General features: G+C 64.3%; 19 protein-coding genes, 1 tRNA gene and 1 pseudogene. 14 read left to right on the top strand and 7 right to left on the bottom strand.

All coding sequences use genetic code 11. The annotated features are described in order from the left end of the window. Positions 1–122 precede the first annotated feature (122 nt). Positions 123–1,313: a CynX/NimT family MFS transporter gene (locus FAZ11_RS04840; RefSeq protein WP_240043561.1), complete on the bottom strand. Its 1,191-nt coding sequence runs from the start codon at positions 1,311–1,313 to the stop codon at positions 123–125. A 342-nt stretch (positions 1,314–1,655) separates the two neighbouring features. Between FAZ11_RS04840 and selD the strand changes: the two genes are divergently transcribed. From selD to FAZ11_RS25325, 5 genes and pseudogenes are all read left to right on the top strand, one after another. Then, positions 1,656–2,690: a selenide, water dikinase SelD gene (selD, locus tag FAZ11_RS04835; RefSeq protein ID WP_058761555.1), complete on the top strand. Its 1,035-nt coding sequence runs from the start codon at positions 1,656–1,658 to the stop codon at positions 2,688–2,690. Beyond that, a complete protein-coding gene (mnmH, locus tag FAZ11_RS04830; protein ID WP_058772742.1) occupies positions 2,690–3,790 on the top strand; it encodes a tRNA 2-selenouridine(34) synthase MnmH in 1,101 nt (366 codons plus the stop codon). The genes selD and mnmH overlap by 1 nt, the downstream gene beginning before the upstream one ends. A 68-nt stretch (positions 3,791–3,858) precedes the next feature. After that, entirely contained in the window at positions 3,859–4,149 is a 291-nt protein-coding gene (locus FAZ11_RS04825) for a hypothetical protein (RefSeq protein WP_058761557.1), read from the top strand. Between the two features lie 140 nt (positions 4,150–4,289). Beyond that, positions 4,290–5,357: pseudogene (locus FAZ11_RS25330) on the top strand (HAMP domain-containing protein); the annotation flags it as partial. Between the two features lie 21 nt (positions 5,358–5,378). Continuing rightward, positions 5,379–6,242, top strand: a complete 864-nt coding sequence (locus FAZ11_RS25325) for a methyl-accepting chemotaxis protein (protein ID WP_421958167.1) — start codon at positions 5,379–5,381, stop codon at positions 6,240–6,242. Between the two features lie 10 nt (positions 6,243–6,252). Here FAZ11_RS25325 and FAZ11_RS04815 read toward each other — a convergent pair whose 3' ends face one another. The 4 genes from FAZ11_RS04815 to FAZ11_RS04800 are packed head-to-tail and all read right to left on the bottom strand — an operon-like array spanning position 6,253 to position 9,731. Beyond that, positions 6,253–6,990 carry a YciK family oxidoreductase gene (locus FAZ11_RS04815; protein ID WP_058772740.1) on the bottom strand — a complete coding sequence of 246 codons (738 nt, stop codon included), beginning with the start codon at positions 6,988–6,990 and terminating at the stop codon, positions 6,253–6,255. Between the two features lie 8 nt (positions 6,991–6,998). Beyond that, a complete protein-coding gene (gene mupP, locus FAZ11_RS04810) occupies positions 6,999–7,670 on the bottom strand; it encodes an N-acetylmuramic acid 6-phosphate phosphatase MupP (protein WP_058772739.1) in 672 nt (223 codons plus the stop codon). 3 nt (positions 7,671–7,673) lie between these two features. Further along, positions 7,674–8,372, bottom strand: a complete 699-nt coding sequence (gene ubiG, locus FAZ11_RS04805) for a bifunctional 2-polyprenyl-6-hydroxyphenol methylase/3-demethylubiquinol 3-O-methyltransferase UbiG (protein ID WP_058772738.1) — start codon at positions 8,370–8,372, stop codon at positions 7,674–7,676. Positions 8,373–8,405: 33 nt separating this feature from the next. Next, positions 8,406–9,731: a TRZ/ATZ family hydrolase gene (locus tag FAZ11_RS04800; protein WP_058772737.1), complete on the bottom strand. Its 1,326-nt coding sequence runs from the start codon at positions 9,729–9,731 to the stop codon at positions 8,406–8,408. 118 nt (positions 9,732–9,849) lie between these two features. Here FAZ11_RS04800 and mtnA point away from each other — a divergent pair, with 118 nt between their 5' ends. The 4 genes from mtnA to pheA all read left to right on the top strand — a co-directional run bounded on the left by mtnA (position 9,850) and on the right by pheA (position 16,028). Beyond that, positions 9,850–10,923 carry an S-methyl-5-thioribose-1-phosphate isomerase gene (mtnA, locus tag FAZ11_RS04795; RefSeq protein ID WP_058772736.1) on the top strand — a complete coding sequence of 358 codons (1,074 nt, stop codon included), beginning with the start codon at positions 9,850–9,852 and terminating at the stop codon, positions 10,921–10,923. Between the two features lie 91 nt (positions 10,924–11,014). After that, positions 11,015–13,849, top strand: a complete 2,835-nt coding sequence (gene gyrA, locus FAZ11_RS04790) for a DNA gyrase subunit A (protein ID WP_058765915.1) — start codon at positions 11,015–11,017, stop codon at positions 13,847–13,849. After that, complete coding sequence (serC, locus tag FAZ11_RS04785) at positions 13,846–14,931, top strand: 3-phosphoserine/phosphohydroxythreonine transaminase (RefSeq protein WP_058761565.1); 1,086 nt, start codon at positions 13,846–13,848, stop codon at positions 14,929–14,931. Before gyrA ends, serC begins: the two co-directional genes overlap by 4 nt. Before the next feature lie 2 nt (positions 14,932–14,933). Further along, positions 14,934–16,028, top strand: coding sequence for a prephenate dehydratase (pheA, locus tag FAZ11_RS04780; protein ID WP_058761566.1), 1,095 nt, complete (start codon positions 14,934–14,936; stop codon positions 16,026–16,028). A 159-nt stretch (positions 16,029–16,187) separates the two neighbouring features. Here the strand turns inward: pheA and FAZ11_RS04775 are convergent, their stop codons facing one another. Then, positions 16,188–16,664: a DUF4124 domain-containing protein gene (locus FAZ11_RS04775; protein WP_058772735.1), complete on the bottom strand. Its 477-nt coding sequence runs from the start codon at positions 16,662–16,664 to the stop codon at positions 16,188–16,190. Between the two features lie 288 nt (positions 16,665–16,952). Here FAZ11_RS04775 and mgtE point away from each other — a divergent pair, with 288 nt between their 5' ends. Next, positions 16,953–18,398, top strand: coding sequence for a magnesium transporter (gene mgtE, locus FAZ11_RS04770; RefSeq protein WP_420849633.1), 1,446 nt, complete (start codon positions 16,953–16,955; stop codon positions 18,396–18,398). 54 nt (positions 18,399–18,452) lie between these two features. Here mgtE and FAZ11_RS04765 read toward each other — a convergent pair whose 3' ends face one another. Next, on the bottom strand, positions 18,453–18,767 hold the full coding sequence (locus FAZ11_RS04765; protein ID WP_058761568.1) for an Arc family DNA-binding protein: 315 nt from the start codon (positions 18,765–18,767) through the stop codon (positions 18,453–18,455). A 352-nt stretch (positions 18,768–19,119) separates the two neighbouring features. On the opposite strand from FAZ11_RS04765, the gene FAZ11_RS04760 reads away from it, so the two are divergent. The 4 genes from FAZ11_RS04760 to FAZ11_RS04745 all read left to right on the top strand — a co-directional run bounded on the left by FAZ11_RS04760 (position 19,120) and on the right by FAZ11_RS04745 (position 23,193). Further along, a tRNA-Arg gene (locus FAZ11_RS04760) sits at positions 19,120–19,196 on the top strand. Positions 19,197–19,449: 253 nt separating this feature from the next. Further along, positions 19,450–20,469 carry a glycosyltransferase gene (locus tag FAZ11_RS04755; RefSeq protein WP_058772734.1) on the top strand — a complete coding sequence of 340 codons (1,020 nt, stop codon included), beginning with the start codon at positions 19,450–19,452 and terminating at the stop codon, positions 20,467–20,469. An 8-nt stretch (positions 20,470–20,477) separates the two neighbouring features. Beyond that, positions 20,478–21,581, top strand: a complete 1,104-nt coding sequence (locus tag FAZ11_RS04750; RefSeq protein WP_081319992.1) for an FAD-dependent oxidoreductase — start codon at positions 20,478–20,480, stop codon at positions 21,579–21,581. Continuing rightward, positions 21,562–23,193: a hypothetical protein gene (locus FAZ11_RS04745; RefSeq protein ID WP_240043563.1), complete on the top strand. Its 1,632-nt coding sequence runs from the start codon at positions 21,562–21,564 to the stop codon at positions 23,191–23,193. Before FAZ11_RS04750 ends, FAZ11_RS04745 begins: the two co-directional genes overlap by 20 nt.

Below are 23,193 nucleotides of genomic sequence, written 5' to 3'. Positions count from 1 at the left end.
CGCTTTTTGGGCTTGGGCGGCGTTGCCGTTCCTCGCCATAGCCCTGCTATGACTCGTCGCGGCGCCTGGCCCATACCCAAAAATCACTCGCCAATTCTTGCGCGAACTTCTGAAACACCACACTAGACGTCGTTGACGTAGCGGGTACGCCCCGCGGCTAGGCCAAACAGCGTGGCCAGGACGGCGATCAGGGTGAAGAGCGCGCCCATGGGCGCCCAACTGTGGGTGGCGTCGTGAAGGATGCCAACCAGCAGTGGCCCGAGCGACGCCAGGCTGTAGCCCGCGCCCTGGGCCATGCCCGACAGGCGTCCGGCGGTCTCCGCATCGCGCGAACGCAATACAAGCAGGGCGAGGGCCAGGCTGAAGGTGCCGCCCTGACCCAGGCCCAACACCACCGCCCACAGCCAAAGGCTATCCACGGGCGCATACAGGCAGCCCAGCAGGCCGGCCAGGGTGGCGGCCATCACCACGACGATGGCCAGGCGTTGATCGCGACCACGGGTGGCCAGCCAGGGCGCGGTCAGGGCGCTGATCAGCTGCGTCAGCACCGACCCCGACAGCATCAGACCAGCCTCCACGACGCCCAGGCCACGGTCGACCAGCAGTGTGGGCAGCCAGCCGAACACGATGTAGGCCAGGGACGACTGCAAGCCCATGTAGAGGGTGATCTGCCAGGCCAGGCGGTTGCGCCACAGCGAACCGCCCGCGCCTCGCGGCGGCGCCATGGTTGGAGGCTGGCGCAGTTGCGGCAGCCAGATCAGCAAGGCCAGCAGCGCAACCCCTGCCCAGGCGGCGAGGGCGGGTTGCCAGTGGCCGTCGAAGGCCGCGGCCAGCGGCGCGGTCGCCCCGGCCGCTATGGCTGCGCCGATGCACAGCATCATGGTGTAGAGCCCCATCAACTGGCCGGCCTGGGCGGGAAAATCACGCTTGACCAGCGCTGGCAGCAGCACGCCAAGGATGCCGATACAGGCACCGGCGATCAGGCTGCCGAGGAACAGGCCCAAAGGTGGCCACAGGCTGCGCAGCACTATACCCACCGCCAGTAGGGCCAGGATGGCGCCGAGGGTGCGTTCGCTGCCCCAGCGGCGGGCCAGGCGCGGCGCCAGGGGGGCGAAGAGACCCAGACAGAGCACCGGCAGGGTGGTCAGCAGGCCGATGGCGCTGCTGGAAAGGCCGGTACTGCTCTCGATCTGGCGCAGTAGTGGCGCCAGGCTGGAAAGCGCGGGGCGCAGGTTGAGGGCGATGAGCATGAGGCTGGCGAGCAGCCAGCCGCGTTGCAAAGCGGTGAGACGGGTGGTGGCGAGAGAAGACATGAGCACGGCAATGGCAGGGAAACCAGCAATGCTAGCGCACCTTGGCCATAACGCACGGCGCTGTCTTATGCCAGCCTTGGCGTAGAAAAAATAGTTTGGCGGGCCGGCTAAAAAATCACCAGTTCGACCACTGCCGCACTGCCGCTCGCTTGTCCGCGGCCAGCTTAAGGTTTTCCACGTGGTTATCCACAGCAACTGTGGATTACCGCCAGAAATAGGCCCTTTTGCTTTGGTTGACGATCTGTTAGGCGCCTCGATCACCGCCCCGGAACGGGCTTTTGCTACTATTAGCGCCCCTCGCGCTGCCTGTCGAACGAGCGGCGCCGCTGATCCGGAGTTTCGATGACCAATCCCATTCGCCTCACCCAATACAGCCACGGCGCCGGTTGTGGTTGCAAGATCGCACCCAAGACCCTGGAGACCATCCTGGCGGGGAGTGGCGCCCAGCATCTGGATCCGCGGCTGTGGGTGGGTAACGCCTCGCGCGACGACGCGGCGGTCTATGGCCTGGACGAGGAGCGCGGGGTGGTTTCGACCACCGATTTCTTCATGCCCATCGTCGACGATCCGTTCGACTTCGGCCGGATCGCCGCCACCAATGCCATCAGCGACATCTACGCCATGGGCGGCGATCCGCTGCTGGCCATCGCCATCCTTGGCTGGCCGGTGAATGTCCTGCCGCCCGAAGTGGCCCGGGAGGTCATCGCTGGCGGGCGGCGGGTGTGCGACGAGGCCGGCATTCCCCTGGCCGGGGGGCACTCCATCGACGCCCCCGAGCCGATCTTCGGTCTGGCGGTGACCGGCATCGTGGAAAAGCGCCATCTCAAGCGCAACGACACGGCGACTCTCGGCAGCCGCCTCTATCTGACCAAGCCCCTGGGTATCGGCATCCTCACCACCGCCGAGAAGCGCGCGCTGCTGCGCCCGCAGGACCAGCACCTGGCGCGGGACACCATGTGCCAGCTCAATCGCCCCGGCAGTCGTTTCGGTCGTCTGGCGGGGGTCACGGCGATGACCGACGTCACCGGTTTCGGCCTGCTCGGGCACCTGGTGGAAATGGCCGACGGCAGTGGTCTGACCGCCGAACTGGACTTCGCCGCCATTCCCACCCTCGAAGGGGTGGATTTCTACCTCGAGCAGGGCTGCGTGCCGGGTGGCACGGAGCGCAACTTCGACAGTTATGGCCACCGCATCGCCGCGCTGGACGAGCGGCGTCGCCAACTGCTGTGCGATCCCCAGACCAGTGGCGGTCTGCTCGTTGCGGTGGCGCCGGAAGGGGAGGCGGAGTTCCTCGCGGTGGCGGCGGAGCAGGGCCTGGCCCTGCAAGCCATTGGCCGACTGGTAGCGCGGCGCGCCCATGCGGTCGAGGTGGCCTGATGACCCAGCGTGAGGATGCCCGCGACCTGCGGGCGCTGTTCCTGAGCGATATTCCCCTGATCGATGTCCGGGCGCCCGTGGAGTTCGCCAAGGGGGCCTTTCCCCAGGCGACCAACCTGCCCTTGATGAACGATCTGGAGCGGCAGCGGGTGGGCACCCGCTACAAGCAGCAGGGCCAGCAGGCCGCCGTGCAACTGGGCCATCAGCTGGTATCGGGCACCATCAAGCACGAGCGGATCCAGGCCTGGGCCGATTTCGCCCAGGCGCACCCGGAGGGCTATCTTTATTGCTTCCGTGGCGGTCTGCGCTCCCAGATCAGCCAGGAGTGGCTACGCAGCGAAGCGGGCGTTGCCTATCCCCGCGTAGTGGGCGGCTACAAGGCCATGCGGACCTTTCTCATCGAGACGCTGCAACAGGCCCTCGCCGAGTGTCGCTTCGTCATCGTCGGCGGCATGACCGGTACCGGCAAGACCGAGGTGGTGGCGCAACTCGACAACGCCGTGGATCTCGAAGGCCATGCCAATCACCGGGGCTCCAGCTTCGGCAAGCGCGCCACGCCGCAACCGGGGCAGATCGATTTCGAGAATCGCCTGGCCATCGATCTGCTGCGCCGTCGTCACGCCGGGCAGGCGCAGTTCGTTCTGGAGGACGAATCGCGGCTGGTCGGTCGCTGCTCCTTGCCCTTGGAGCTGCACCAGGGCATGCAGCAGTTCCCCCTGGTCTGGCTGGAAGACAGCCGGGAAAACCGCATCGAGCGCATCCTGCGCGACTACGTCATCGACCTGGCGGCGGAATTCGTCGCCCTCCATGGCCAGGAGCAGGGCTTCGCGCTGTTCGCCGAGCAGTTGCGCAAGAGTCTCGCCGGCATCGCCAAGCGACTCGGTGGCGAGCGGTTCCAGCGGCTGTCGGCCGTTCTCGATGCCGCCCTGCAGGAGCAGGAGCGCTCGGGTGATGTCGCGGCGCATCGTGGCTGGATCGAAGGTCTGCTCGCCGAGTACTACGACCCCATGTACGCCTATCAGCGTGAGAGCAAGGCAGCGCGGGTGATCTTCAGCGGCGACCAGGCCGCCGTCGTCGATTATCTTCGCCAGCCTCGCTGAACAGCTCCGCAAGCTGGTGGTCTACGCTGCGGTTATCCGGCCTTTTCGCCGGTCATAAGGAGAAGAAGATGAAGTCGAAACTGGTCCCCGTCGTAGCGGTCACGCTGGCCCTGGTCGTGCTCGCCGGTTGTTCGGGTAAGGTGGTCAATCGTGACAACTGCGCCGACCAGACCCGTTCCGCCTGGCAGGAGCTGGACCTCGCCAAGGCCGAGGGCTTTTCCGGTACCGTGAGTTATTCCAAGGCCCTGGCGCTGCTCTCGACGGCCAAGACGCAGCAGCAGGTCGAGGCTTACAGCGGTTGCGTGAAGAACGCCGAGAAGGCGCGCTTCTATATCCGTGAATCCCGTGCCGGACGCTAGGTCAACCTGCCTGCGCCGACATCCAAAGCGACCCCTATATAACCGTCTGCGACGGGTGATAGCACTTCGGTCATAAGACCATTAAGAATCCGGTTCCGTGGACGACAGCTTTCCACGGAACCGGATCTTTTGAGGGCCTTATGAACGGGATCGCGAAATTTCGCCTGGCTAATTGGCTGACCGCGACCAAATTGGCCGTCGGTTTTGGTTTGGTTCTATTGCTTACCCTGGGTGTCGCCATCCAAGGTGGACTGGCGCTGAAGGACGTCGAGCATCGCTTCGGCTCGCTTAAGGAAGTGGCTGCCGTCAATCGGCAAGTCATGCAGATCCGTGCGTTGGAACAGGGATTCCGCCTCACCGGTGATGCCGCTCAGGCGGAGCACCTAAGACAGGCGCTGCCCAAGGTGCTCGAGGGCCTGAACCAGCTCACCGAGCAACTCGGTAGCGCCAACGTCGCCGCGGTCAAGGACGCCATGGAGGCCATCAAGGCCTATGGCGCCGCCTTCACCGAATACGAGCGCCTCAACACCTCGCGGCAGTTGGCCATGGACGGTGCGACCTTCCTGGTGGGAGGCGCTGCCAATAGCCTCGATATCCTACAATCCGGCCTGTTGGATGATGGTGCCTATGCGCTACGCGAGTCGGGTGGCAAGCAGGGCTCGGAACTGCTGACACTGTCCCAACAGATGGGTGAACTCTATCGGCTGATGCTCAAGAGTCTCGACGAAGTCCAGGCACGCGCCAGCAAGAACACTCTGGACAATCAGCCGCTGCCGTCGGCCGTCGCTGCCCTTGCGCTGCTGGCCAAGGTGGAGCCGCAATTGAGCGACCCAGCCTATGCGTCCGTCATCCAGGACGTTTCGACCAATATCAAGGAGTTCACCAAACGGCTGAGTGACTACGCCGCTGCGCTGGCCAATCAACAGGCCGCGGGTAAGCGCATGACGACCCTCGCCGAAGCCGCCGTGCAACGGGTCGATGCGCTCTATGGGCAGCAGGAAGCCGAAATGCAGGCGATGATCACCAAGCGCATCTTCGCCATCGGCAGCATTGCACTGCTCGCCTTGGTCGTCGGGGCTTTGGCTGCGCTGTTCATTACCCTGGCCATCGTTCGCCCGCTGCGCAAGGTGATCGCCGCCGCCGAACGCATCGCCGAGGGCGAGCTGGACGTCGAACTCAAGGTGGACCGTGGCGACGAGATCGGCCAGCTGCAGCGATCCAGTGCCAGTATGGTGGCGGCGCTGCGCAGCATGGTGCTGCAATTGCAGAGTGGTATCGGTCGTCTTGGCCAGGCCGCGGAGGCCTTGGCCGAGCAGGCACGGGAAGCCCAGGTAGGAGTGGCGCGTCAGCGAGAGGAAACCGACCAGGTCGCCGCCGCCATGGCGGAATTGGCGGCGACCGCCCATGGGGTGGCCGAGGACGCCGAGGCCGCTGCTGGAGCGGTGGATCAGGCCGAGCGCCAGGTGAGCGATGGTCAGGCGGTGATCGGCCGGAGTCTGGCGGGGATCGACACCCTGGGCCTGGACGTACGCGCCGCGGCGGAGAGTTTGCAGGGGGTCTCGCGCGATAGCCAGGCGATCAGCGCCGTGCTCGACGTGATCAAGGCGGTCGCCGAGCAGACCAACTTGCTGGCGCTCAACGCCGCCATCGAGGCCGCTCGCGCGGGCGATCAGGGGCGCGGCTTTGCCGTGGTGGCGGACGAGGTCCGCGCCCTGGCGCGTCGTACCCAGCAGTCCAGCGTCGAGATCGAGCAGCTCATCGCCGTACTCCAGCGTGGCAGTGGTGAGGCGGTCGGGCGGATGCAGCAGAGTGAGCAGTTGCTGTCCGGTACCGTGACCAACGCGGGGGATACCCGCCTGGCCTTCGACGAAATCGCCACGGCGGTCGCCAGCATCCAGCAAAAGAACCAGCAGATCGCCGCGGCGGCCGTGCAACAGAGCGCGGTGGCCGAGGAGGTCGCGGTCAATGTGACGCGCATCCGCGACGGGGCCGATCAGACCAGCCAAGTCATGGCGAAGACGGCTTCGGCCAGTCGGGAATTGGTCGACCTGGGTGAAGAACTCACCAAATTGGTCCGCCGCTTCCGCGTCTAGCGGCGGGGCATCACTGGGCGTTGAGTGCCTGACCCGTGGTGCCCCGGCTTTCGGGGCCGAGCAGGTAGAGATAGACCGGCAGGATGGCCTCCGGCACGGGAACCCGTGCCGGGTCTTCTTCGGGATAGGCCGCGGCGCGCATGGCGGTGCGAGTGCCGCCCGGGTTGACGCTGTTGACCCGGATGGCCGCCTCCGCCAGTTCCTCGGCCCAGACTTGCATCAGCCCTTCGGTGGCGAACTTGGATACCGAATAGGCGCCCCAGCCGGCGCGACCCTTGCGCCCGACGCTGCTGGAGGTGAAGACCACCGAGGCATCGCCCGAGGCCTTGAGCAGGGGCAGCAGCGCCTGGGTCAAGGCGAAGCCGGCCAGCACGTTGACCTGCATGACCTGGGCCAGCGCCTCGGCCGGAGTCCATTCCAGCAGTACCCGTGGTCCGAGCAGACCGGCGTTGTGCACCAGCCCATCGAGACGGCCGAATTCCTGCTGTAGGCGTTCTGCGGCGGCGGCATAGGCGGCTTCGTCAGCGTTTTCCAGATTCAGGGCCAGAGGCTCGGCTGCCTGGCCGCCGCTGGCCTGAATCTCGGCGCGTACCTGGTCAAGAGCCGCGGCATCGCGACCTTGCAAAATCATCTGAGCACCGAGAGCCGCGCAGCCCTTGGCCAGGGCGGCGCCGATGCCGCGGTTGGCACCGGTGACGAGGATGACGCGGTCTTTGAGCAGCTCGGCGGGGGCCTGGTAATCGAACATGGGATTTCCTAGCAGCCGCACAGTGCGCGGTCGAGCAGGGCGCGCAATTCCAGCGGGTGGTCGATGATGGCGTCGGCGCCCCAGTGGTCGGGGCGATCATCGGGGTGGATGTAGCCATAACGCGCCGCCACCGTCTTGCTGCCGGCGGCGCGGCCGGATTCGATGTCGCGCAGGTCGTCGCCGATGAACAGGGCGACCTGGGGATCGACACCTAGTTGCCGACAGGCCAGCAGCACCATTTCCGGGTCGGGCTTGCTGCGGGAGACGTGATCGGGGCAGACCAGGCAGGCCGAGCGCTCGGCCAGGCCCAGGCGCTGCATGATCGGCTCGGCGAAGCGCACTGGCTTGTTGGTCACCACGCCCCAGCGCAGCCGGGCGGCGTCGAGATCGCGCAGGATCTCGTCCATGCCGTCGAACAGCCGGGTGTGGACCGCGCAATGCTCCTGGTAGCGCTCGAGGAATTCCAGGCGCAGGGGCTCCAGCTCGTGGCCGAGCGGGTCGACGTCGAAGCCGGCCAGGATCATGGCCTTGGCACCCCCGGAGATGACCCCGCGCAGGCGGGCTTCATCGGCAGGTGGGAGACCCTGGTCCTGGCGCATGGCCTGGACGATGGCGATGAAGTCCGGCGCCGTGTCCAGCAAGGTGCCGTCCATGTCGAAGAGGACCGCTTGCAGACGCATGGATCAATCCTCGCGCTGGGTGCGCACCATGTAGTTCACCGTCACGTCGCCTTCCAGCTTGTATCTCTTGGTCAGCGGGTTGTAGGTGAGGCCGATGATGTCGCGCACGTTGAGGCCAGCCGCGCGCGCCCAGGCGCCCAGTTCCGAAGGGCGGATGAACTTGCGGAAGTCGTGGGTACCGCGCGGCAAGAGGCGCAGCACGTACTCGGCGCCGACGATGGCGAACAGGTAGGCCTTGGGATTGCGGTTGATGGTGGAGAAGAACACCTGGCCGCCCGGCTTGACCAGGTCGTGGCAGGCCTTGATCACCGAGGAGGGGTCCGGCACGTGTTCGAGCATCTCCAGGCAGGTCACCACGTCGTAGGTGCCGGCATGCTTGCGCGCATGGTCCTCGGTGGTCTCCTGGATGTATTCCACCGGCACGCCGGATTCCAGCTGGTGCAGGCGGGCCACCGCCAGCGGTGCCTCGGCCATGTCGATGCCGGTCACCTGGGCACCACGTTGGGCCATGGCTTCGCTGAGGATGCCGCCGCCGCAACCGACGTCCAGCACCTTCTTGCCGGCGAGGCCCGCGTGCTGGTCGATCCAGTTGACGCGCAGCGGATTGATGTCGTGCAGCGGCTTGAATTCGCTCTCGCGGTCCCACCAGCGGTAGGCCAGGGCCTCGAACTTGGCGATCTCGGCGTTATCGACGTTGGACATGGAATTCTCCAGAGGTAAGGGGAGCGGGACGCGTCAAGCGCCCTGCTGGATACGGGTGGCCCACTGCTGCGCATTGGCTATGAGTTCGGCCTCGTCCAGGCGCACGAGTTCGCTCTGGCGCAGCAGCGGCACGCCGCCGACCCAGACGTCGCTGACGCGATCCCGACCGGTGGCGTAGATGAGTTGCGAAACGGGATCGTAGAGCGGCTGTTGGGCGAGGCCGCTGAGGTCGACGGCGGTCAGGTCGGCCGCCTTGCCCACTTCCAGCGAACCCAGGCACTTCTCCAGGCCCAGGGCGCGAGCGCCGTTGAGGGTCGCCATGCGTAGGGCGCGGTGAGCGTCGAGGGCGGTGGCCGAGCCGGCGACGGCCTTGGCCAACAGCGCTGCGGTGCGGGTCTCGCCGAGCAGGTCGAGGTCGTTGTTGCTGGCGGCGCCGTCGGTGCCGATGGCGACGTTGACGCCGGCCTGCCAGAGGCGCTCCACCGGGCAGAAGCCGCTGGCCAGCTTGAGGTTGGATTCCGGGCTGTGGATGACGTGGCTGTTGGTCTCGACCAGGTTTTCCAGATCCTCGCCATCCACCTGGGTCATGTGCACCGCCTGGAAGCGTGGGCCGAGCAGGCCTAGGCGACGCAGGCGGGTTAGGGGCCGCTCACCGGTCTGCTGCAGCGCCTGCTCGACCTCGAAGGCGGTCTCGTGCACGTGCATCTGGATCGGCGCCTGCAATTGTTCGGCGAGCACCAGGATCTCTTCGAGCTTGGCGTCGGCCACGGTGTAGGGCGCATGGGGGCCGAAGGCCACGCTGATGCGCTCGTGCAGCTTCATGTCGTCGAACAGCTCCAGGCCGCGGCGGATCATGTCGTCCGCGGTGCGCGCGCCGGGGATCGGGAAGTCGAGGATTGGCAGGCAGACCTGGGCGCGCACGCCGGTGCGATGGATCGCCTCGCAGGCCACCTGGGGATAGAAGTACATGTCCGAGAAGCAGGTGATGCCGCCGCGAATCTGCTCGGCGATGGCCAGAGTGGTGCCATCGCGGACGAAGTCCTCGTCGACCCAGCGACCCTCGGCGGGCCAGATGTGGTCTTGCAGCCAGGTCTGCAGCGGCAGGTCGTCCGCCAGGCCACGAAACAGCGTCATGGCGGCGTGGCCATGGGCGTTGATCAGGCCCGGGATCAAGACTTTGCCCGGCAGCTCCAGGGTCTCCTTGGCCGGATGGCGCAAGGCGTCGCCGCGTGGGGCGAGCAGGGCGATGCAGCCGTCGCGCACGCCCAGGGCGTAGTCGCGCAGGACCACCCCGGCCGGCTCCACCGGCACGATCCAGCTGGGGAGCAACAAGAGGTCCAGGGGCGCGGGGGTGGGCATCTGCGGCGGTTCCGAAAGGGGCGAGCCGGCAGTATAGCGGTCCTTGCGGCGCTACCGCTAAATCCGCGCGCCGATGCCGGTATACTGGCGGGCTACGGATTCAGGTCGAGGAGAAATCATGCGAGAGCGTCTGCTGGCGGCGGAAAAGGTCAAGGCGATCGACTGGCGAGACGGTGCACTGCACCTGCTCGACCAGCGCCTGTTGCCGCTGCGCGAACTCTGGGTCGCCTGTCAGAGTGCCGCCGAGGTGGCCCAGGCCATTCGTGACATGCTGGTGCGCGGAGCCCCGGCCATCGGCATCAGCGCGGCCTACGGCGTGGTGCTGGGCGCACGGCAGCGCGCGGCGGCGGGTGAAGACTGGGAAGAGACCCTGAGCGCCGATTTCGACTTACTGGCCGCTTCGCGCCCCACCGCGGTCAATCTGTTCTGGGCCCTCAACCGCATGCGGGAGCGATTGGCGCGTGCCTCCGGCGAGGGCGCCCTGGCGGCGCTGGAGGCGGAAGCCGTGGCCATCCATTTGAGCGACCGCGAAGCCAATCTGACCATGGCGCAACTGGGCGTCGAGCTGATCCGCAAGCACGACACCAGCAAGCAGACCTTCCTGACCCATTGCAACACCGGCGCCCTGGCCACCGGTGGCTTCGGCACCGCCCTTGGCGTGCTGCGCGCCGCTCATCTGGACGGCCTGGTGGAGTGCGTGCATGCCGACGAGACGCGTCCCTGGCTGCAGGGTTCGCGCCTCACCGCCTGGGAGCTGGCCGGGGAGGGCATCCCCGTCAGCCTCAATGCCGACGCGGCTGCGGCGCACCTGATGAAGACGCGTAACGTCGCCTGGGTGATCGTCGGCGCTGATCGCATCACCGCCAATGGTGACGTCGCCAACAAGATCGGCACCTACAACCTGGCGGTCATCGCCATGCACCATGGCGTGCGTTTCATGGTGGTGGCGCCCAGTTCCACCATCGACATGAATCTCGCCTCGGGCGATGACATTCCCATCGAGGAGCGCGCCGGCCATGAATTGCTGGAGGTTGGCGGTAAGCGTTTCGCCGCCGAGGTAGAAGCCTTCAATCCAGTATTCGACGTGACCCCGGCCGATCTCATCGACGCCATCGTCACCGAGCGCGGTGTGGTGGAACGACCGGACGCCAAGAAGATGGCCGAGTTGATGAATCGTCGGCGCCTGCATTGAGGCGATCCGCAAGCGGCGGATACGTCCCTGAATGTGTTAGAATTTCGCTCTTTGCATAGCGCTTCTCAGATCAGAAGGAACCAGGCTTCTCATGGGTGAACTGGCCAAAGAAATCCTCCCGGTCAATATCGAAGACGAACTGCGACAGTCGTATCTCGACTACGCGATGAGCGTCATCGTCGGCCGGGCCCTGCCGGATGTACGCGACGGTCTCAAGCCGGTGCACCGGCGCGTGCTCTACGCCATGAGCGAACTGGGCAACGACTGGAACAAGCCGTACAAGAAATCCGCCCGTGTGGTGGGTGACGTCATCGGTAAATACCACCCCCACGGCGACACCGCCGTCTACGACACCATCGTCCGGATGGCGCAGCCTTTCTCGCTGCGCTACATGCTGGTGGACGGCCAGGGCAACTTCGGTTCGGTGGACGGCGACAACGCCGCCGCCATGCGTTACACCGAAGTGCGGATGTCCAAGCTCGCCCACGAGCTGCTCGCCGACCTGGATAAAGAGACCGTCGATTGGGTGCCCAACTACGACGGCACCGAGCAGATCCCGGCGGTGATGCCCACGCGTATCCCCAACCTGCTGGTCAACGGCTCCAGCGGTATCGCGGTCGGCATGGCCACCAACATCCCGCCGCACAACCTGGGCGAGGTGATCGATGGCTGCCTGGCGCTGATCGAGAACAGCGAGCTGACCGTCGACGACCTGATGCAGTACATCCCCGGTCCGGACTTCCCGACCGCGGGCATCATCAACGGTCGCGCCGGCATCATCGAGGCCTATCGCACCGGTCGTGGCCGCATCTATGTGCGGGCCCGCGCCGAGGTCGAGGACATCGACAAGAGCGCCAATCGCCAGCAGATCGTCATCACCGAGCTGCCCTACCAGCTCAACAAGGCGCGGCTGATCGAGAAGATCGCCGAGCTGGTGAAAGAGAAGAAGATCGAAGGCATCACCGAGCTGCGCGACGAGTCCGACAAGGACGGCATGCGCGTGGTCATCGAGCTGCGCCGCGGCGAAACCCCCGAGGTGGTGCTCAACAACCTCTACGCCCAGACCCAGCTGCAGACGGTGTTCGGCATCAACGTGGTGGCCCTGCTCGACGGCCAGCCGCGCACCCTGAACCTCAAGGAGCTGCTGGAAGCCTTCATTCGCCATCGTCGCGAAGTCGTTACCCGGCGCACCGTCTATGAACTGCGCAAGGCGCGCGAGCGTGGTCACATCCTCGAAGGCCAGGCGGTCGCCCTGTCCAACATCGATCCGGTCATCGAGCTGATCAAGACGTCGCCGACCCCGGCCGAAGCCAAGGAACGCCTGATCGCCACGCCTTGGGAGTCCAGCGCGGTACGCGAGATGGTCGAGCGCGCCGGGGCCGACTCCTGCCGTCCGGACGACCTGCCCGAGCAATACGGCCTGCACGAGGGCAAGTACCACCTCTCGCCCGAACAGGCCCAGGCCATCCTCGATCTGCGCCTGCACCGCCTGACCGGCCTGGAGCACGAAAAGCTCATCGCCGAGTACCAGGAGATCCTGCAGCAGATCGGCGAGCTGATCCGCATCCTCACCAACCCCGAACGGCTGATGGAAGTCATCCGCGAAGAGCTGGAGAAGGTCAAGGCCGAGTTCGGCGACAAGCGTCGTACCGAGATCGTCGCCTCCCAGGTGGACCTGACCATCGCCGACCTCATCACCGAGGAAGACCGCGTCGTCACCATTTCCCATGGCGGCTACGCCAAGTCCCAGCCGCTGCACGCCTACCAGGCGCAGCGCCGTGGCGGTCGCGGCCGCTCGGCTTCGGCGGTCAAGGATGAGGACTACATCGAACACCTGCTGGTCGCCAACAGCCATACGACCCTGCTGCTGTTCTCCAGCCTAGGCAAGGTCTACTGGAAGCGTACCTACGAGATCCCCGAGGCCTCCCGCGCCGCCCGTGGCCGTCCGCTGGTGAACCTCTTGCCGCTGGCCGAGGGCGAGCGCATCACCGCCATGCTGCCGGTCGATTTGGAAGCCGTGCGCCAGCAGGCGCCCCTCGGTGACGAGGACCTGGGCGAGCAGGACGACAACCTGGACATCGAAGACGCCGTGCTGGTGGAAGACGACGTCGAGAGCGAAGGCGAGGAGGGCGAGGTCGTCGATGCCGGCCAGGACGAGCCCACCGGTGCCTACATCTTCATGGCCACCCGCAACGGCACCGTGAAGAAGACCCCGCTGGTGCAATTCAGCCGTCCGCGCAGCAACGGCCTGATCGCGCTGAAGCTGGAAGAGGGCGACAGCCTGATCGCCGCCGCCATCACCGATGGCGCCCGCGAAGTCATGCTGTTCTCCGACGGCGGCAAGGTCATCCGTTTCAAGGAACGTCACGTGCGCACCATGGGCCGTACCGCCCGCGGCGTGCGCGGCATGCGCCTGGCCGAAGGCCAGCGCCTGATCTCCATGCTGATCCCCGAGCCGGGCGCCGAGATACTCACCGCCAGCCTCAACGGCTTCGGCAAGCGCACCGCCATGGCCGAATACCCGCAGCGTGGTCGCGGTGGCCAGGGCGTGATCGCCATGGTCATCAACGAGCGTAACGGTCCCCTGATCGGCGCCATCCAGGTGCTGGACGGCGAAGAGATCATGCTGATCTCCGACCAAGGCACCCTGGTGCGCACCCCGGTGGAAGGCATCTCCCGGACCGGTCGTAACACCCAGGGTGTCACCTTGATCAAGCTTGGCAAGGGCGAGAAGCTGGTGGGCCTGGAGCGGGTGCAGGAGCCTTCGGTGGACGAAGAGCTGCTGGACCACGAGGCCGAACTGGACGGTGAGGTGCTCGACAAGGAATTGCCGGTCGACAGCCACGAACCGGACCAGGACGATGTGCTACCCGGCGCCAGCGACGTGCCGAGCGATGACCTTCCCGACGAGGATGACGAGCGATGAGCAAGCGTGCCTACAACTTCTGCGCCGGCCCGGCGGCCCTGCCCGAAGCGGTGCTGCGCCAGGCCCAGGCCGATCTGCTGGATTGGCAGGGGCGTGGCCTGTCGGTGATGGAGATGAGCCACCGCGGTGAAGACTTCACCGCCATCTCCAGCCAGGCCGAAGCCGATCTGCGCGAGTTGCTGGTCATCCCCAACAACTACAAGGTGTTGTTCCTGCAGGGCGGCGCCAGCCTGCAATTCGCCCAGCTGGCGATGAACCTGATGCCCGAGGGCGGCAAGGCCGACTACATAGACACCGGCATCTGGTCGCGCAAGGCCATCGAGCAGGCGCAGCACTATGGCGCCGTCAACGTCGCCGCGAGCGCCAAGCAGTACGATTACTTCGCCATCCCCGGGCAGAACGAGTGGCAGCTGTCCAAGGACGCCGCCTACGTCCACTACACGCCCAACGAAACCATCGGCGGCCTGGAGTTCGACTGGATTCCCGAAGTCGGCGATGTGCCCCTGGTGGCGGATGCCTCTTCCGACATCCTCTCGCGTCCGCTGGACGTCTCGCGCTTCGGCCTGATCTACGCCGGCGCCCAGAAGAACATCGGGCCCAGCGGCCTGGTGGTGGTGATCGTCCGCGAAGACCTCCTGGGTCGCGCCCGCGCCGCCTGCCCGACGCTGCTGGACTACAAGGTCGAGGCCGACAACGGCTCCATGTACAACACCCCGGCGACCTTCTCCTGGTACCTCTCGGGCCTAGTGTTCAAGTGGCTCAAGGAGCAGGGCGGCCTGCCCGCCATGGAGCGGCTGAATCGCCAGAAGAAGGACCTGTTGTACGGCTTCATCGACAACAGCGACTTCTACAGCAACCCCATCGCCAAGAACGATCGCTCCTGGATGAACGTGCCCTTCCGCCTGGCCGACGAGCGCTTGGACAAGGCCTTCCTCAAGGGCGCCGACGAGCGTGGGTTGCTGTATCTTCAGGGGCACCGTTCGGTGGGCGGCATGCGCGCCTCCATCTACAACGCCGTCACCCTGGAGGCCGTCCAGGCCCTGGTGACCTACCTGGCCGAATTCGAGAAGGAGCACGGCTAACCATGTCGGAACACGAGCTCAAGGCCCTGCGCCTGCGCATCGACAGCCTGGACGAACGCATCCAGGAGCTGATCAGCGAACGCGCCCGCTGCGCCCAGGACGTGGCGCGGGTCAAGATGAAGACGCTGGCGGAGGGCGAGAAGCCCGTGTTCTATCGACCCGAGCGCGAGGCCCAGGTGCTCAAGCGCGTGATGGAGCGCAATGGTGGTCCGGTGGGCAACGAAGACATGGCGCGGCTGTTCCGCGAGATCATGTCCTGCTGCCTGGCTCTGGAAGAGCCGCTGCACGTGGCCTATCTAGGCCCGGAAGGCACCTTCTCCCAGGCCGCCGCGCTCAAGCACTTCGGCAAGGCCGTGGTGACGCGGCCCATGGCGGCCATCGACGAGGTGTTCCGCGAGGTTGCCGCCGGCGCCTCCAACTTCGGCGTGGTGCCGGTGGAAAACTCCACCGAGGGTGCGGTCAACCACACCCTGGACAGCTTCCTCGAGCACAACCTGTCGATCTGTGGCGAGGTGGAGCTGCGTATCCACCACCACCTGCTGATCGGCGAGAACACCAAGGCCGACAGCATCACCCGCATCTATTCCCATGCCCAATCCCTGGCCCAGTGCCGCAAGTGGCTGGACTCCTACTATCCCAGCGTCGAGCGCGTGGCGGTGGCCAGCAACGCCGAGGCGGCGCGGCGGGTGAAAGGGGAGTGGAACAGCGCGGCCATCGCCGGCGACATGGCCGCCTCGCTCTATGGGCTCACCCCGGTACAGCAGAAGATCGAGGACCGGCCGGACAATTCCACCCGCTTCCTCATCATCGGCAACCAGGACGTGCCACCCAGTGGCGACGACAAGACATCCATCATCGTCTCCATGCAGAACAAACCGGGTGCCCTGCACGAACTGCTGCTGCCGTTCCATGCCAACAACATCGACCTCAGCCGGATCGAGACGCGACCCTCGCGCAGCGGCAAGTGGACCTACGTCTTCTTCATCGACTTCGTCGGCCATCAGGCCGATCCGCTGATCCGCGATGTCCTGGAGCGGCTGTCCAGCAGCGCCGTGGCGCTGAAGGTGTTAGGTTCCTATCCGCGCGCCGTGCTCTAAGAACCTGTCCAAAGTCTGCTGCGCGTCGGCCAAACGGCGTTGAAAATGGCTTCGGAATGCTCATTTACTATTTGTAAACTCCGCTTCCTCAGCCACTTTCGCCTTGTTTGTCTCTAGCTCGCGAGACTTTGAACAGGCTCTAATTGGGAGCTGCGTGCGTCAACGCTTGCGCACGCAGCCGTTCTCGTCGAAGGTCACCAGGCGGGCGCGCTCCTGCCGGTTGCGCGCATCGTAGTGATAACGGGTGACGGTATCCAGCTGCGAAATCCGCCGCGGCTGGCCCAGGGCGTTCTCCACATCCGCTCGATTCATGCCGGCCTTGACCTGGCCACGAATGATCGCCTGACGCCTTTCGCTGGCGGTGAGCAGGTCGCCACAGCCATCCGCCTTGCTGCCGACCACCGTCGGTTCGCGCGGGGTCGCTCGGTGCGCACCCGCCTTCGGCTTGGCCATCACGGTCGGTTTGGCCCCACCCGGACGCGCGTTTTCCGCAGCCTGTAGGCTGCTTTCGCTATCGAGGGCGCAGCCGGTGGCGGAAAAGGTGAGATGGCCGCTGGCATCCTCGCAGCGATAGACCGTGGCGGCCTGGGCAGCGAGGCAGCCCAGCGAAAGGCCGAGCGCGAGCAACTTCTTCATGGAACGTCCTCCCTGACGTATCTGCCTAAAGCTTAGCGAAGTATTGGTTGCCAGACGACGGTCGGATGAGCGCTTTTCCAAAATCCGAAAAAGCCTTGCAAATAGCTGTTTTGAAAACCTTTTGCCTTCGCGCCCGCCAGCGCTCCGGTGTATCATCCCCGCCGTCAGCCCCGCCGGGGCAGTGGTCACCCCCTCATGGACTTACCCAGTCAACACCTAATCGTCGTTTTCGTCCCGTTGTTGAAATAGGGTCCGTCGGTGCGCTCCGCCGGCAGGCCGGAGCGCGCTATGAACGTAGTGAACGAAGCAGAAGTCAGAAAACCCCACGAGACGCTGCAAGAGCGACTCGCCCAGGTCGTGGAATTGCTGGAGCGCTACGACCTCGCCGTCGAGGCGCGTGAAGCCCAGGACCTGGGCCCGGTTTCTCCCTCCGATATTCCCGAAGAAGGCCTCGAAGAACTGCGCGCTCGGCTGGACGAGCTGCACCCCGCAGACGTCGCCTTCATCCTCGAGGCCTTGCCGCAAGAGGATCGCCTGACCGTCTGGGGGCTGGTCAAGACGGAGCGCGATGGCGAGATCCTGCTCGAGGTCTCGGACGCTGTCCGCGAAACCCTGATCGCCGACATGGACGATCAGGAAATCCTGGCGGTGGCCGGTCAGCTTGATGCTGACGAACTCGCGGATCTGGCGCCTGATCTGCCGCGCGATGTCGTGCATGAGCTCATGGAAGCGCTCGACGCCCAGCAGCGCGAGCGGGTGCGTTCCGCTCTGTCCTACGAAGAGGATCAGGTCGGCGCCCTGATGGACTTCGAGATGGTCACCATCCGTGATGATGTCGCCTTGGAAGTGGTGTTGCGCTATCTGCGTCGGCTCAAGGAGCTGCCCGACCACACCGACAAGCTCTTCGTGGTCGATACCGACAGCATTCTCAAGGGCGTGCTACCCATCAAGCGCCTGCTGGTCAACGACCCGGAGAAGCTGGTGGCCGAGGTCATGGCCAAGGAAGCGGTGGCCTTCCATCCCGATGGCGACGCCTATGACGCGGCCCAGGCCTTCGAACGCTACGACCTGGTCTCGGCACCGGTGGTGGACAAGAACGGCAAGCTGATCGGCCGTCTCACCATCGACGAGATGGTCGACCTGATCCGTGAGGAGAGCGAAAGCGAAGTCCTGAACATGGCCGGTCTGCGCGAGGACGAAGACGTCTTCGCCTCGGTCTGGAAATCGGTGGGCAACCGTTGGACCTGGCTGGCGACCAACCTCATCACCGCCTTCATCGCTTCGCGAGTGATCGGGCTGTTCGAGGGTTCGATCGAAAAGCTGGTGGCCTTGGCCGCGCTCATGCCCATTGTCGCCGGGATCGGCGGCAACTCGGGTAATCAGGCCATCACCATGATCGTACGGGCCATGGCGCTGGGTCAGATCAGCGTCACCAATACCGCCAGATTGCTGCGCAAGGAGATGGGCGTGGCCCTGTGCAATGGGGTCATCTGGGGGGGCGTGATCGGCCTGGTAGCCTTCTATCTGTACAACAGCTGGTCGCTCGGCCTGGTCATGATGGGGGCCATGACGCTGAACCTGCTGCTCGCGGCTTTCATGGGTGTGCTCATTCCCATGACATTGCAACGCTTCGGTCGCGATCCGGCAATGGGCTCGAGCGTGCTGATCACCGCGGTGACGGACAGCGGTGGCTTCTTCATCTTCCTGGGGCTCGCCACCCTGTTCCTCATGTAGCTGAGGTGGCGCTACGGCGAAAGGCTGCCCAAGACCAGGGCAGCCTGGATGTCACTAGGAAGCGGCGTCGATGTCGTGGGCGATCAAAGAGATCAGTGCGTTCTGCTGCCGACCAGACAACTGGCGAAACCGCTGCAACAATTCTCGCTCGTTGGCGGTGATCTCGGGGCTGTCCAGGCGTAGCCCGGGTTCGTCGCCCAGGGCGCCTTCTTGCTGCAGACTCTGTTCGAGGCGCGCAATGATTTCGGAGTTCATGCTGCGGTGATGGTTGCGGGCCACATCCGCGATGCGCTCTCGCATGCCTTCGGGTAGACGCACGACGAACTTGTCAGCGGTACGGCTTGAGTAGGATCTAATGGCCTGGGTCATTGAGGTACTTCATCTGGAGTCAAAATCAGTGAAGGCGTAAGCCCTCGTCTCGTTCCGCTAGCGATCACGGGCACCTTGGACGCTGCAACGATACCGTCCTTAGCTTTACTTTTTGTTGACGTCAATTTACCGACGTGCCGCCGAAATTGCAAAGCCGCCTCGCGATCATGCCGCCTTTTTCACAGTGTCGGCCTGTTAAGCTCTGTACGAAAAATGCCTGCGCTCGGTGATGCCTCGTTGAAAAAGGCTTCGCCTGACCTTCGCTCGGCGACTTTTCGTACAGAGCCCAGGGCCGCTTTCAACCGGAACATGACAAAATTCTCGCTGCCCATTACCATGGGCGCCCCTCCATGTCCCAGTAGCTCAATTGGATAGAGCATCCCCCTCCTAAGGGGAAGGTTGGTGGTTCGACCCCACTCTGGGACACCAGATTCAATTCTGTCTTCCGCATTTCCTTCCTGCGTCCTTCGTCGTGCCTTAGTTCTTGCCGAACCGTTACAGCAGTTCTGAAGGATAGGGTAAAAACAGCGACCTTGTTTGACTTCCACGCTCTTCCAATAGCGATTTGTGGCTGTGATCACAGCGTAGCGCAGCCGAAATAAACCTGACGAATTTATCTGTACTCTCCGATGGCTAACCGTCTGCATTGCATGAATCTGGCACGCCTCTGGAGGTTCGCGTCATGGCCTTTTATCCCGTCCTACTTTCAGTCGTGTTCGTCGTTCGTAATCAAGCAACCGAGCTGCAAGGCGCCTTGGAGCGTGCCGCAGCGGTAGTCGGTCCAGTGGTGAGTGACTACGAACTTATCATCGTCGACAACGCCTCCGCTGATGACAGCGTAGCCTGCTTAAAGCAATTGACCAGCATCAATGGACTGCCCAATCTCCAAGTATATGCTCTGACTAAGGAAGTGGATTCCGATACTGCGGCCTGGGTGGGCCTGGAAAATGCGCTGGGCGACTTCGCGGTAGTTATCGACCCCGAAACAGACGACATCGCCTTCTTGCCGGAGATGCTGAGGCACGCGGCCGAGGGCGCCGACGTCGTGTTCGCCAACAACCGGCAGAAAGTTCGCCAGACATTTTCGTACAGCCTGTTCGCCAAGGGCTTCAACTCTCTCTACAAGCGTTTCAACGGGGTGGACCTCGCCAAGGATGCGCCCCAGTACCGGATGCTCAGCAAGAAGGTCATCAACTACATCCTGCGCCATCCGGCGCCGGCCTTGACCTATCGACATCTACCGGCCACGGCAGGGTTTTCCCGCAGTAACCTGGAATACAGCGCGCAACCGCGCAGTAATAGGACCAAGCGGCTGTCCGGCAACTTCGACAAGGGGGCGCGCCTGCTGGTGTCGTCCACGCGCAAGCCGATGCGGATGGTCAGTTTCCTGTCCATCGTCGGCGCCTTGTCGAACCTGCTCTATTCCCTCTACGTCATTGCGGTAGGACTGTTCAAAGATGATGTGGCGCCTGGCTGGGTGACCATTTCATTACAGCAGTCCGGCATGTTCTTTCTGATATCGCTGGTACTGCTGGTACTGGGTGAATATGTCCTGCAGTTGACCCATAGAGCCAATGAAGGCCCGCTGTATCACGTGGCCCAAGAGTTCACCAGCGCGGTCATGACGCGCCGGGACAAGCTCAATGTCGAAGTGGTCCAGGGCGGCAGTGCGAGGCCGGCAACTCAAACTGGCGTGGCCTGAGGACGATCATGAAAGATGCGATCGTCATTGGGGGTGGCTTCTATGGCGCCATGACGGCCCTTTATCTGATGCGGGTAAGGGGCTTCGCCAAGGTCACCTTGATAGAGCGGGAAGACGGCTTGCTCAAACGTGCTTCCTATCACAATCAGGCCCGTGTCCATAACGGTTATCACTATCCGCGTAGTTTCGTCACCGCCTTTCGCAGTCGCGTGAACTTGCCGAGATTCCTGCGTGATTATCCTGATGTCGTGGTGCGGGATTTCACCAAGTTGTATGCCATCGCCCGCAACAACTCGAAGGTAACCGCCAAGCAGTTCGAGCGCTTCTGCCAGGGTATCGAGGCCTCTCTACAGCCGGCCCCCGAAGAGTTTTCCCGGCTCTTCGACAATCGTCTCATCGAGGCGGTTTATCTCACCGAAGAGTACGCCTTCAATTCCGCCGTGCTCGCCGGCGAGGTGAGTCGCGAACTCGATGCGGTCGGAGTCGAGTTGCTGTTCAACAGCAGGGTCACCGCGATTCACGGTACCTCGGATGGCTTGAGCGTCGAGGTCGTAGGGGACGCGGGGCAACAAGAAATGCAGTGCCGCTATCTGTTCAATTGCACCTATAGCGGCCTCAACCAGTACACCGGGGACTTCCCGGGTACGACCACGCGCTTGCGGCACGAAATCACCGAGATGGCGCTGGTCGAGATGCCGCCGGAGCTGCGTAACCTCGGGGTCACGGTGATGGATGGTCCCTTCTTCTCGATGATGCCCTTCCCGGCGCGGGGCCTGCATACCCTGTCGCACGTGCGCTACACCCCGCATCTGAACTGGGAGGACGCCAACGGCACGGATCCCTACGCCCGCCTCGACGACTACGATCGCGCTTCCCGTGCCGATTGGATGGTCCGCGACGTGGCGCGCTACATGGCGGATGCGGCCCGGGTGGAGTACCGGGATTCGCTGTTCGAGGTGAAGACCATCCTGATGAAGAACGAAGGTGACGACGGCCGCCCCATTCTCTTCGAGCAGCATGCCGAACTGCCCGGCTGCTATTCGATGCTGGGCGGCAAGATCGACAACATTTTCGATGCCCTGGAGCGCCTCGATGCCGAACCCTTCCACTGAAGCGACACCCAGGGGGGTGTCCGGCGTCGCCGGCTTCATCAGCGTTCTGGTCTTTTCCGTCATCAACTTCTTCCTGTTCGGCAAGGGCGTCATCCTCGATCCCTTCCATCAGGGAGAGTATTTCGCCACGCTGCCGACGCTGCTGCACAGTCAGCCGGGCGCCCATGCCTTCACCATCCATGGTGGACTGGATTTCATCCCGGTATGGCTGGCCCAGACCTGGTTCGGCGCCCAGCACACCTTTCTGGTGACCCAGATCCTCTATGGCCTGTGCAACACCGGTGCGGCACTGCTGCTCTGGGGAACGGCCGTGTTGCTGTGCCCGGTGCCCAAGGGCCGCGCGCGCCTGATCCTGCTGGTCGCCGTGGGAGCCGTGGCCACCCAGGTGGTGGGCTATCGCGATCTGTTCCTGCTGCTGTCCCTGTTTCTCTTCTGCCTGCATCGCAAGGTGGAGACCACACCACGGCGACTGGTCTGTGAGGTGCTGCTGGGCCTGGCGGCGGGCTTCAATGTGTTCTGGTCCTATGATCGCGGCATCGCCGGGGTGCTGGCCATCGGCTCGGCGGTATTGCTCACGCTGCTGCTGCAGCGGCGGCATGTCCTGTCGCTGCTGAGCTTCGTGGTGACCGTCGGCTGGCTTGGCTTTGGTACCGATTTCTTCGCCCTGACCGATTACGTCAAGAACCTGACCTTCCTCCTGGAGACTTCGTCCCAGTGGGGCTACGGCCTCAGTGCCCGTCCGCTGGCGCTGAGCCTGCTGCTGGCGGTGCCCACGGCTCTGGCGGGTTTCGCCCTGATCCGGTGTCTGCCCTGGCCGTGGCGCTGGAGCGAGGATCTGCCATTAATCGGCGCTCTGGCGGCGCTGCTCGCGATCTTCTTCAAGATCGGGATCAATCGCGCGGACTTCCAGCACATCCAGATGGGCTTCTGGGTGCCTCTGCTGAGTCTGCTCTATGCGGCCCGGCGGCAGCGCCTCGCGCGTAACGGCGGCTGGGATATCTCGGCCCACCCGCGCGCGGCCGCCGCGGCCATTGCCGCTGCCGTGCTGCTGGGGCTGGTCGGACTTAATCCTTCGCCGTTCTTCGCGGTGCTGCTGGCGGGGGCACTGCTGGCCTTCAGTCGGCGGTTGCTGGTGCCGGCTCTGGCGGCGCTGCTGGTGCTGCTCGCCGCCTTCAACCTCTACAAGTCACCGGTGGAACGGGTGTGGGCTCAGGGACTCGCCTGGGTACCAGAGCTGACCGCCTTGCCGGATGACGCGGCCCTGGCGACGCCCGGGGTGCAATGGGCATCGCGACGCCTGCTGGAAAGCGGCGCCCACTGCGTCTTCGATCTGGCCAATAACGGGGTCATCAATGGGGTGACCGATCTACCGGCCTGCACCAAGTACATCTATCCGGTGTACGCCACGCCGCCTTACGAGGCGGACCTGCTCAGCGATCTGCAGCATGCCGATCCACCGGCGGTGGTGTATTCGACGACGTTCTGGTCATTCAACCTGAACAACCTCTCCATGCACGACAAGTTTCCACGACTCAAGGCCTACCTGGACGCCCATTATCCCGTCGAGGAGTGCCAAACGGACTATTGCCTTAGATTCAAGACCAAGGGGTGA

The organism is Pseudomonas rhizoryzae (assembly GCF_005250615.1).
GTDB classification, from domain to species: domain Bacteria; phylum Pseudomonadota; class Gammaproteobacteria; order Pseudomonadales; family Pseudomonadaceae; genus Chryseomonas; species Chryseomonas rhizoryzae.
The sequence above is the reverse complement of the archived record's forward strand: the minus strand, read 5'-3'. Positions and strand labels throughout refer to the sequence as shown.

Excerpts from the sequence above, each read along its gene's own strand:
- FAZ11_RS04765 (WP_058761568.1), bottom strand. The coding sequence starts at position 18,767 with ATGACCCAGGCCATTAGATCCTACTCAAGCCGTACCGCTGACAAGTTC.
- FAZ11_RS04745 (WP_240043563.1), top strand. The coding sequence starts at position 21,562 with ATGCCGAACCCTTCCACTGAAGCGACACCCAGGGGGGTGTCCGGCGTC.
- pheA (WP_058761566.1), top strand. The coding sequence starts at position 14,934 with ATGTCGGAACACGAGCTCAAGGCCCTGCGCCTGCGCATCGACAGCCTG.
- FAZ11_RS04755 (WP_058772734.1), top strand. The coding sequence starts at position 19,450 with ATGGCCTTTTATCCCGTCCTACTTTCAGTCGTGTTCGTCGTTCGTAAT.
- mgtE (WP_420849633.1), top strand. The coding sequence starts at position 16,953 with ATGAACGTAGTGAACGAAGCAGAAGTCAGAAAACCCCACGAGACGCTG.
- FAZ11_RS04815 (WP_058772740.1), bottom strand. The coding sequence starts at position 6,990 with ATGTTCGATTACCAGGCCCCCGCCGAGCTGCTCAAAGACCGCGTCATC.
- FAZ11_RS25325 (WP_421958167.1), top strand. The coding sequence starts at position 5,379 with ATGGTGGCGGCGCTGCGCAGCATGGTGCTGCAATTGCAGAGTGGTATC.
- FAZ11_RS04750 (WP_081319992.1), top strand. The coding sequence starts at position 20,478 with ATGAAAGATGCGATCGTCATTGGGGGTGGCTTCTATGGCGCCATGACG.
- mtnA (WP_058772736.1), top strand. The coding sequence starts at position 9,850 with ATGCGAGAGCGTCTGCTGGCGGCGGAAAAGGTCAAGGCGATCGACTGG.
- ubiG (WP_058772738.1), bottom strand. The coding sequence starts at position 8,372 with ATGTCCAACGTCGATAACGCCGAGATCGCCAAGTTCGAGGCCCTGGCC.
- FAZ11_RS04825 (WP_058761557.1), top strand. The coding sequence starts at position 3,859 with ATGAAGTCGAAACTGGTCCCCGTCGTAGCGGTCACGCTGGCCCTGGTC.
- mupP (WP_058772739.1), bottom strand. The coding sequence starts at position 7,670 with ATGCGTCTGCAAGCGGTCCTCTTCGACATGGACGGCACCTTGCTGGAC.
- mnmH (WP_058772742.1), top strand. The coding sequence starts at position 2,690 with ATGACCCAGCGTGAGGATGCCCGCGACCTGCGGGCGCTGTTCCTGAGC.
- serC (WP_058761565.1), top strand. The coding sequence starts at position 13,846 with ATGAGCAAGCGTGCCTACAACTTCTGCGCCGGCCCGGCGGCCCTGCCC.
- selD (WP_058761555.1), top strand. The coding sequence starts at position 1,656 with ATGACCAATCCCATTCGCCTCACCCAATACAGCCACGGCGCCGGTTGT.
- FAZ11_RS04840 (WP_240043561.1), bottom strand. The coding sequence starts at position 1,313 with ATGTCTTCTCTCGCCACCACCCGTCTCACCGCTTTGCAACGCGGCTGG.
- FAZ11_RS04775 (WP_058772735.1), bottom strand. The coding sequence starts at position 16,664 with ATGAAGAAGTTGCTCGCGCTCGGCCTTTCGCTGGGCTGCCTCGCTGCC.
- gyrA (WP_058765915.1), top strand. The coding sequence starts at position 11,015 with ATGGGTGAACTGGCCAAAGAAATCCTCCCGGTCAATATCGAAGACGAA.
- FAZ11_RS04800 (WP_058772737.1), bottom strand. The coding sequence starts at position 9,731 with ATGCCCACCCCCGCGCCCCTGGACCTCTTGTTGCTCCCCAGCTGGATC.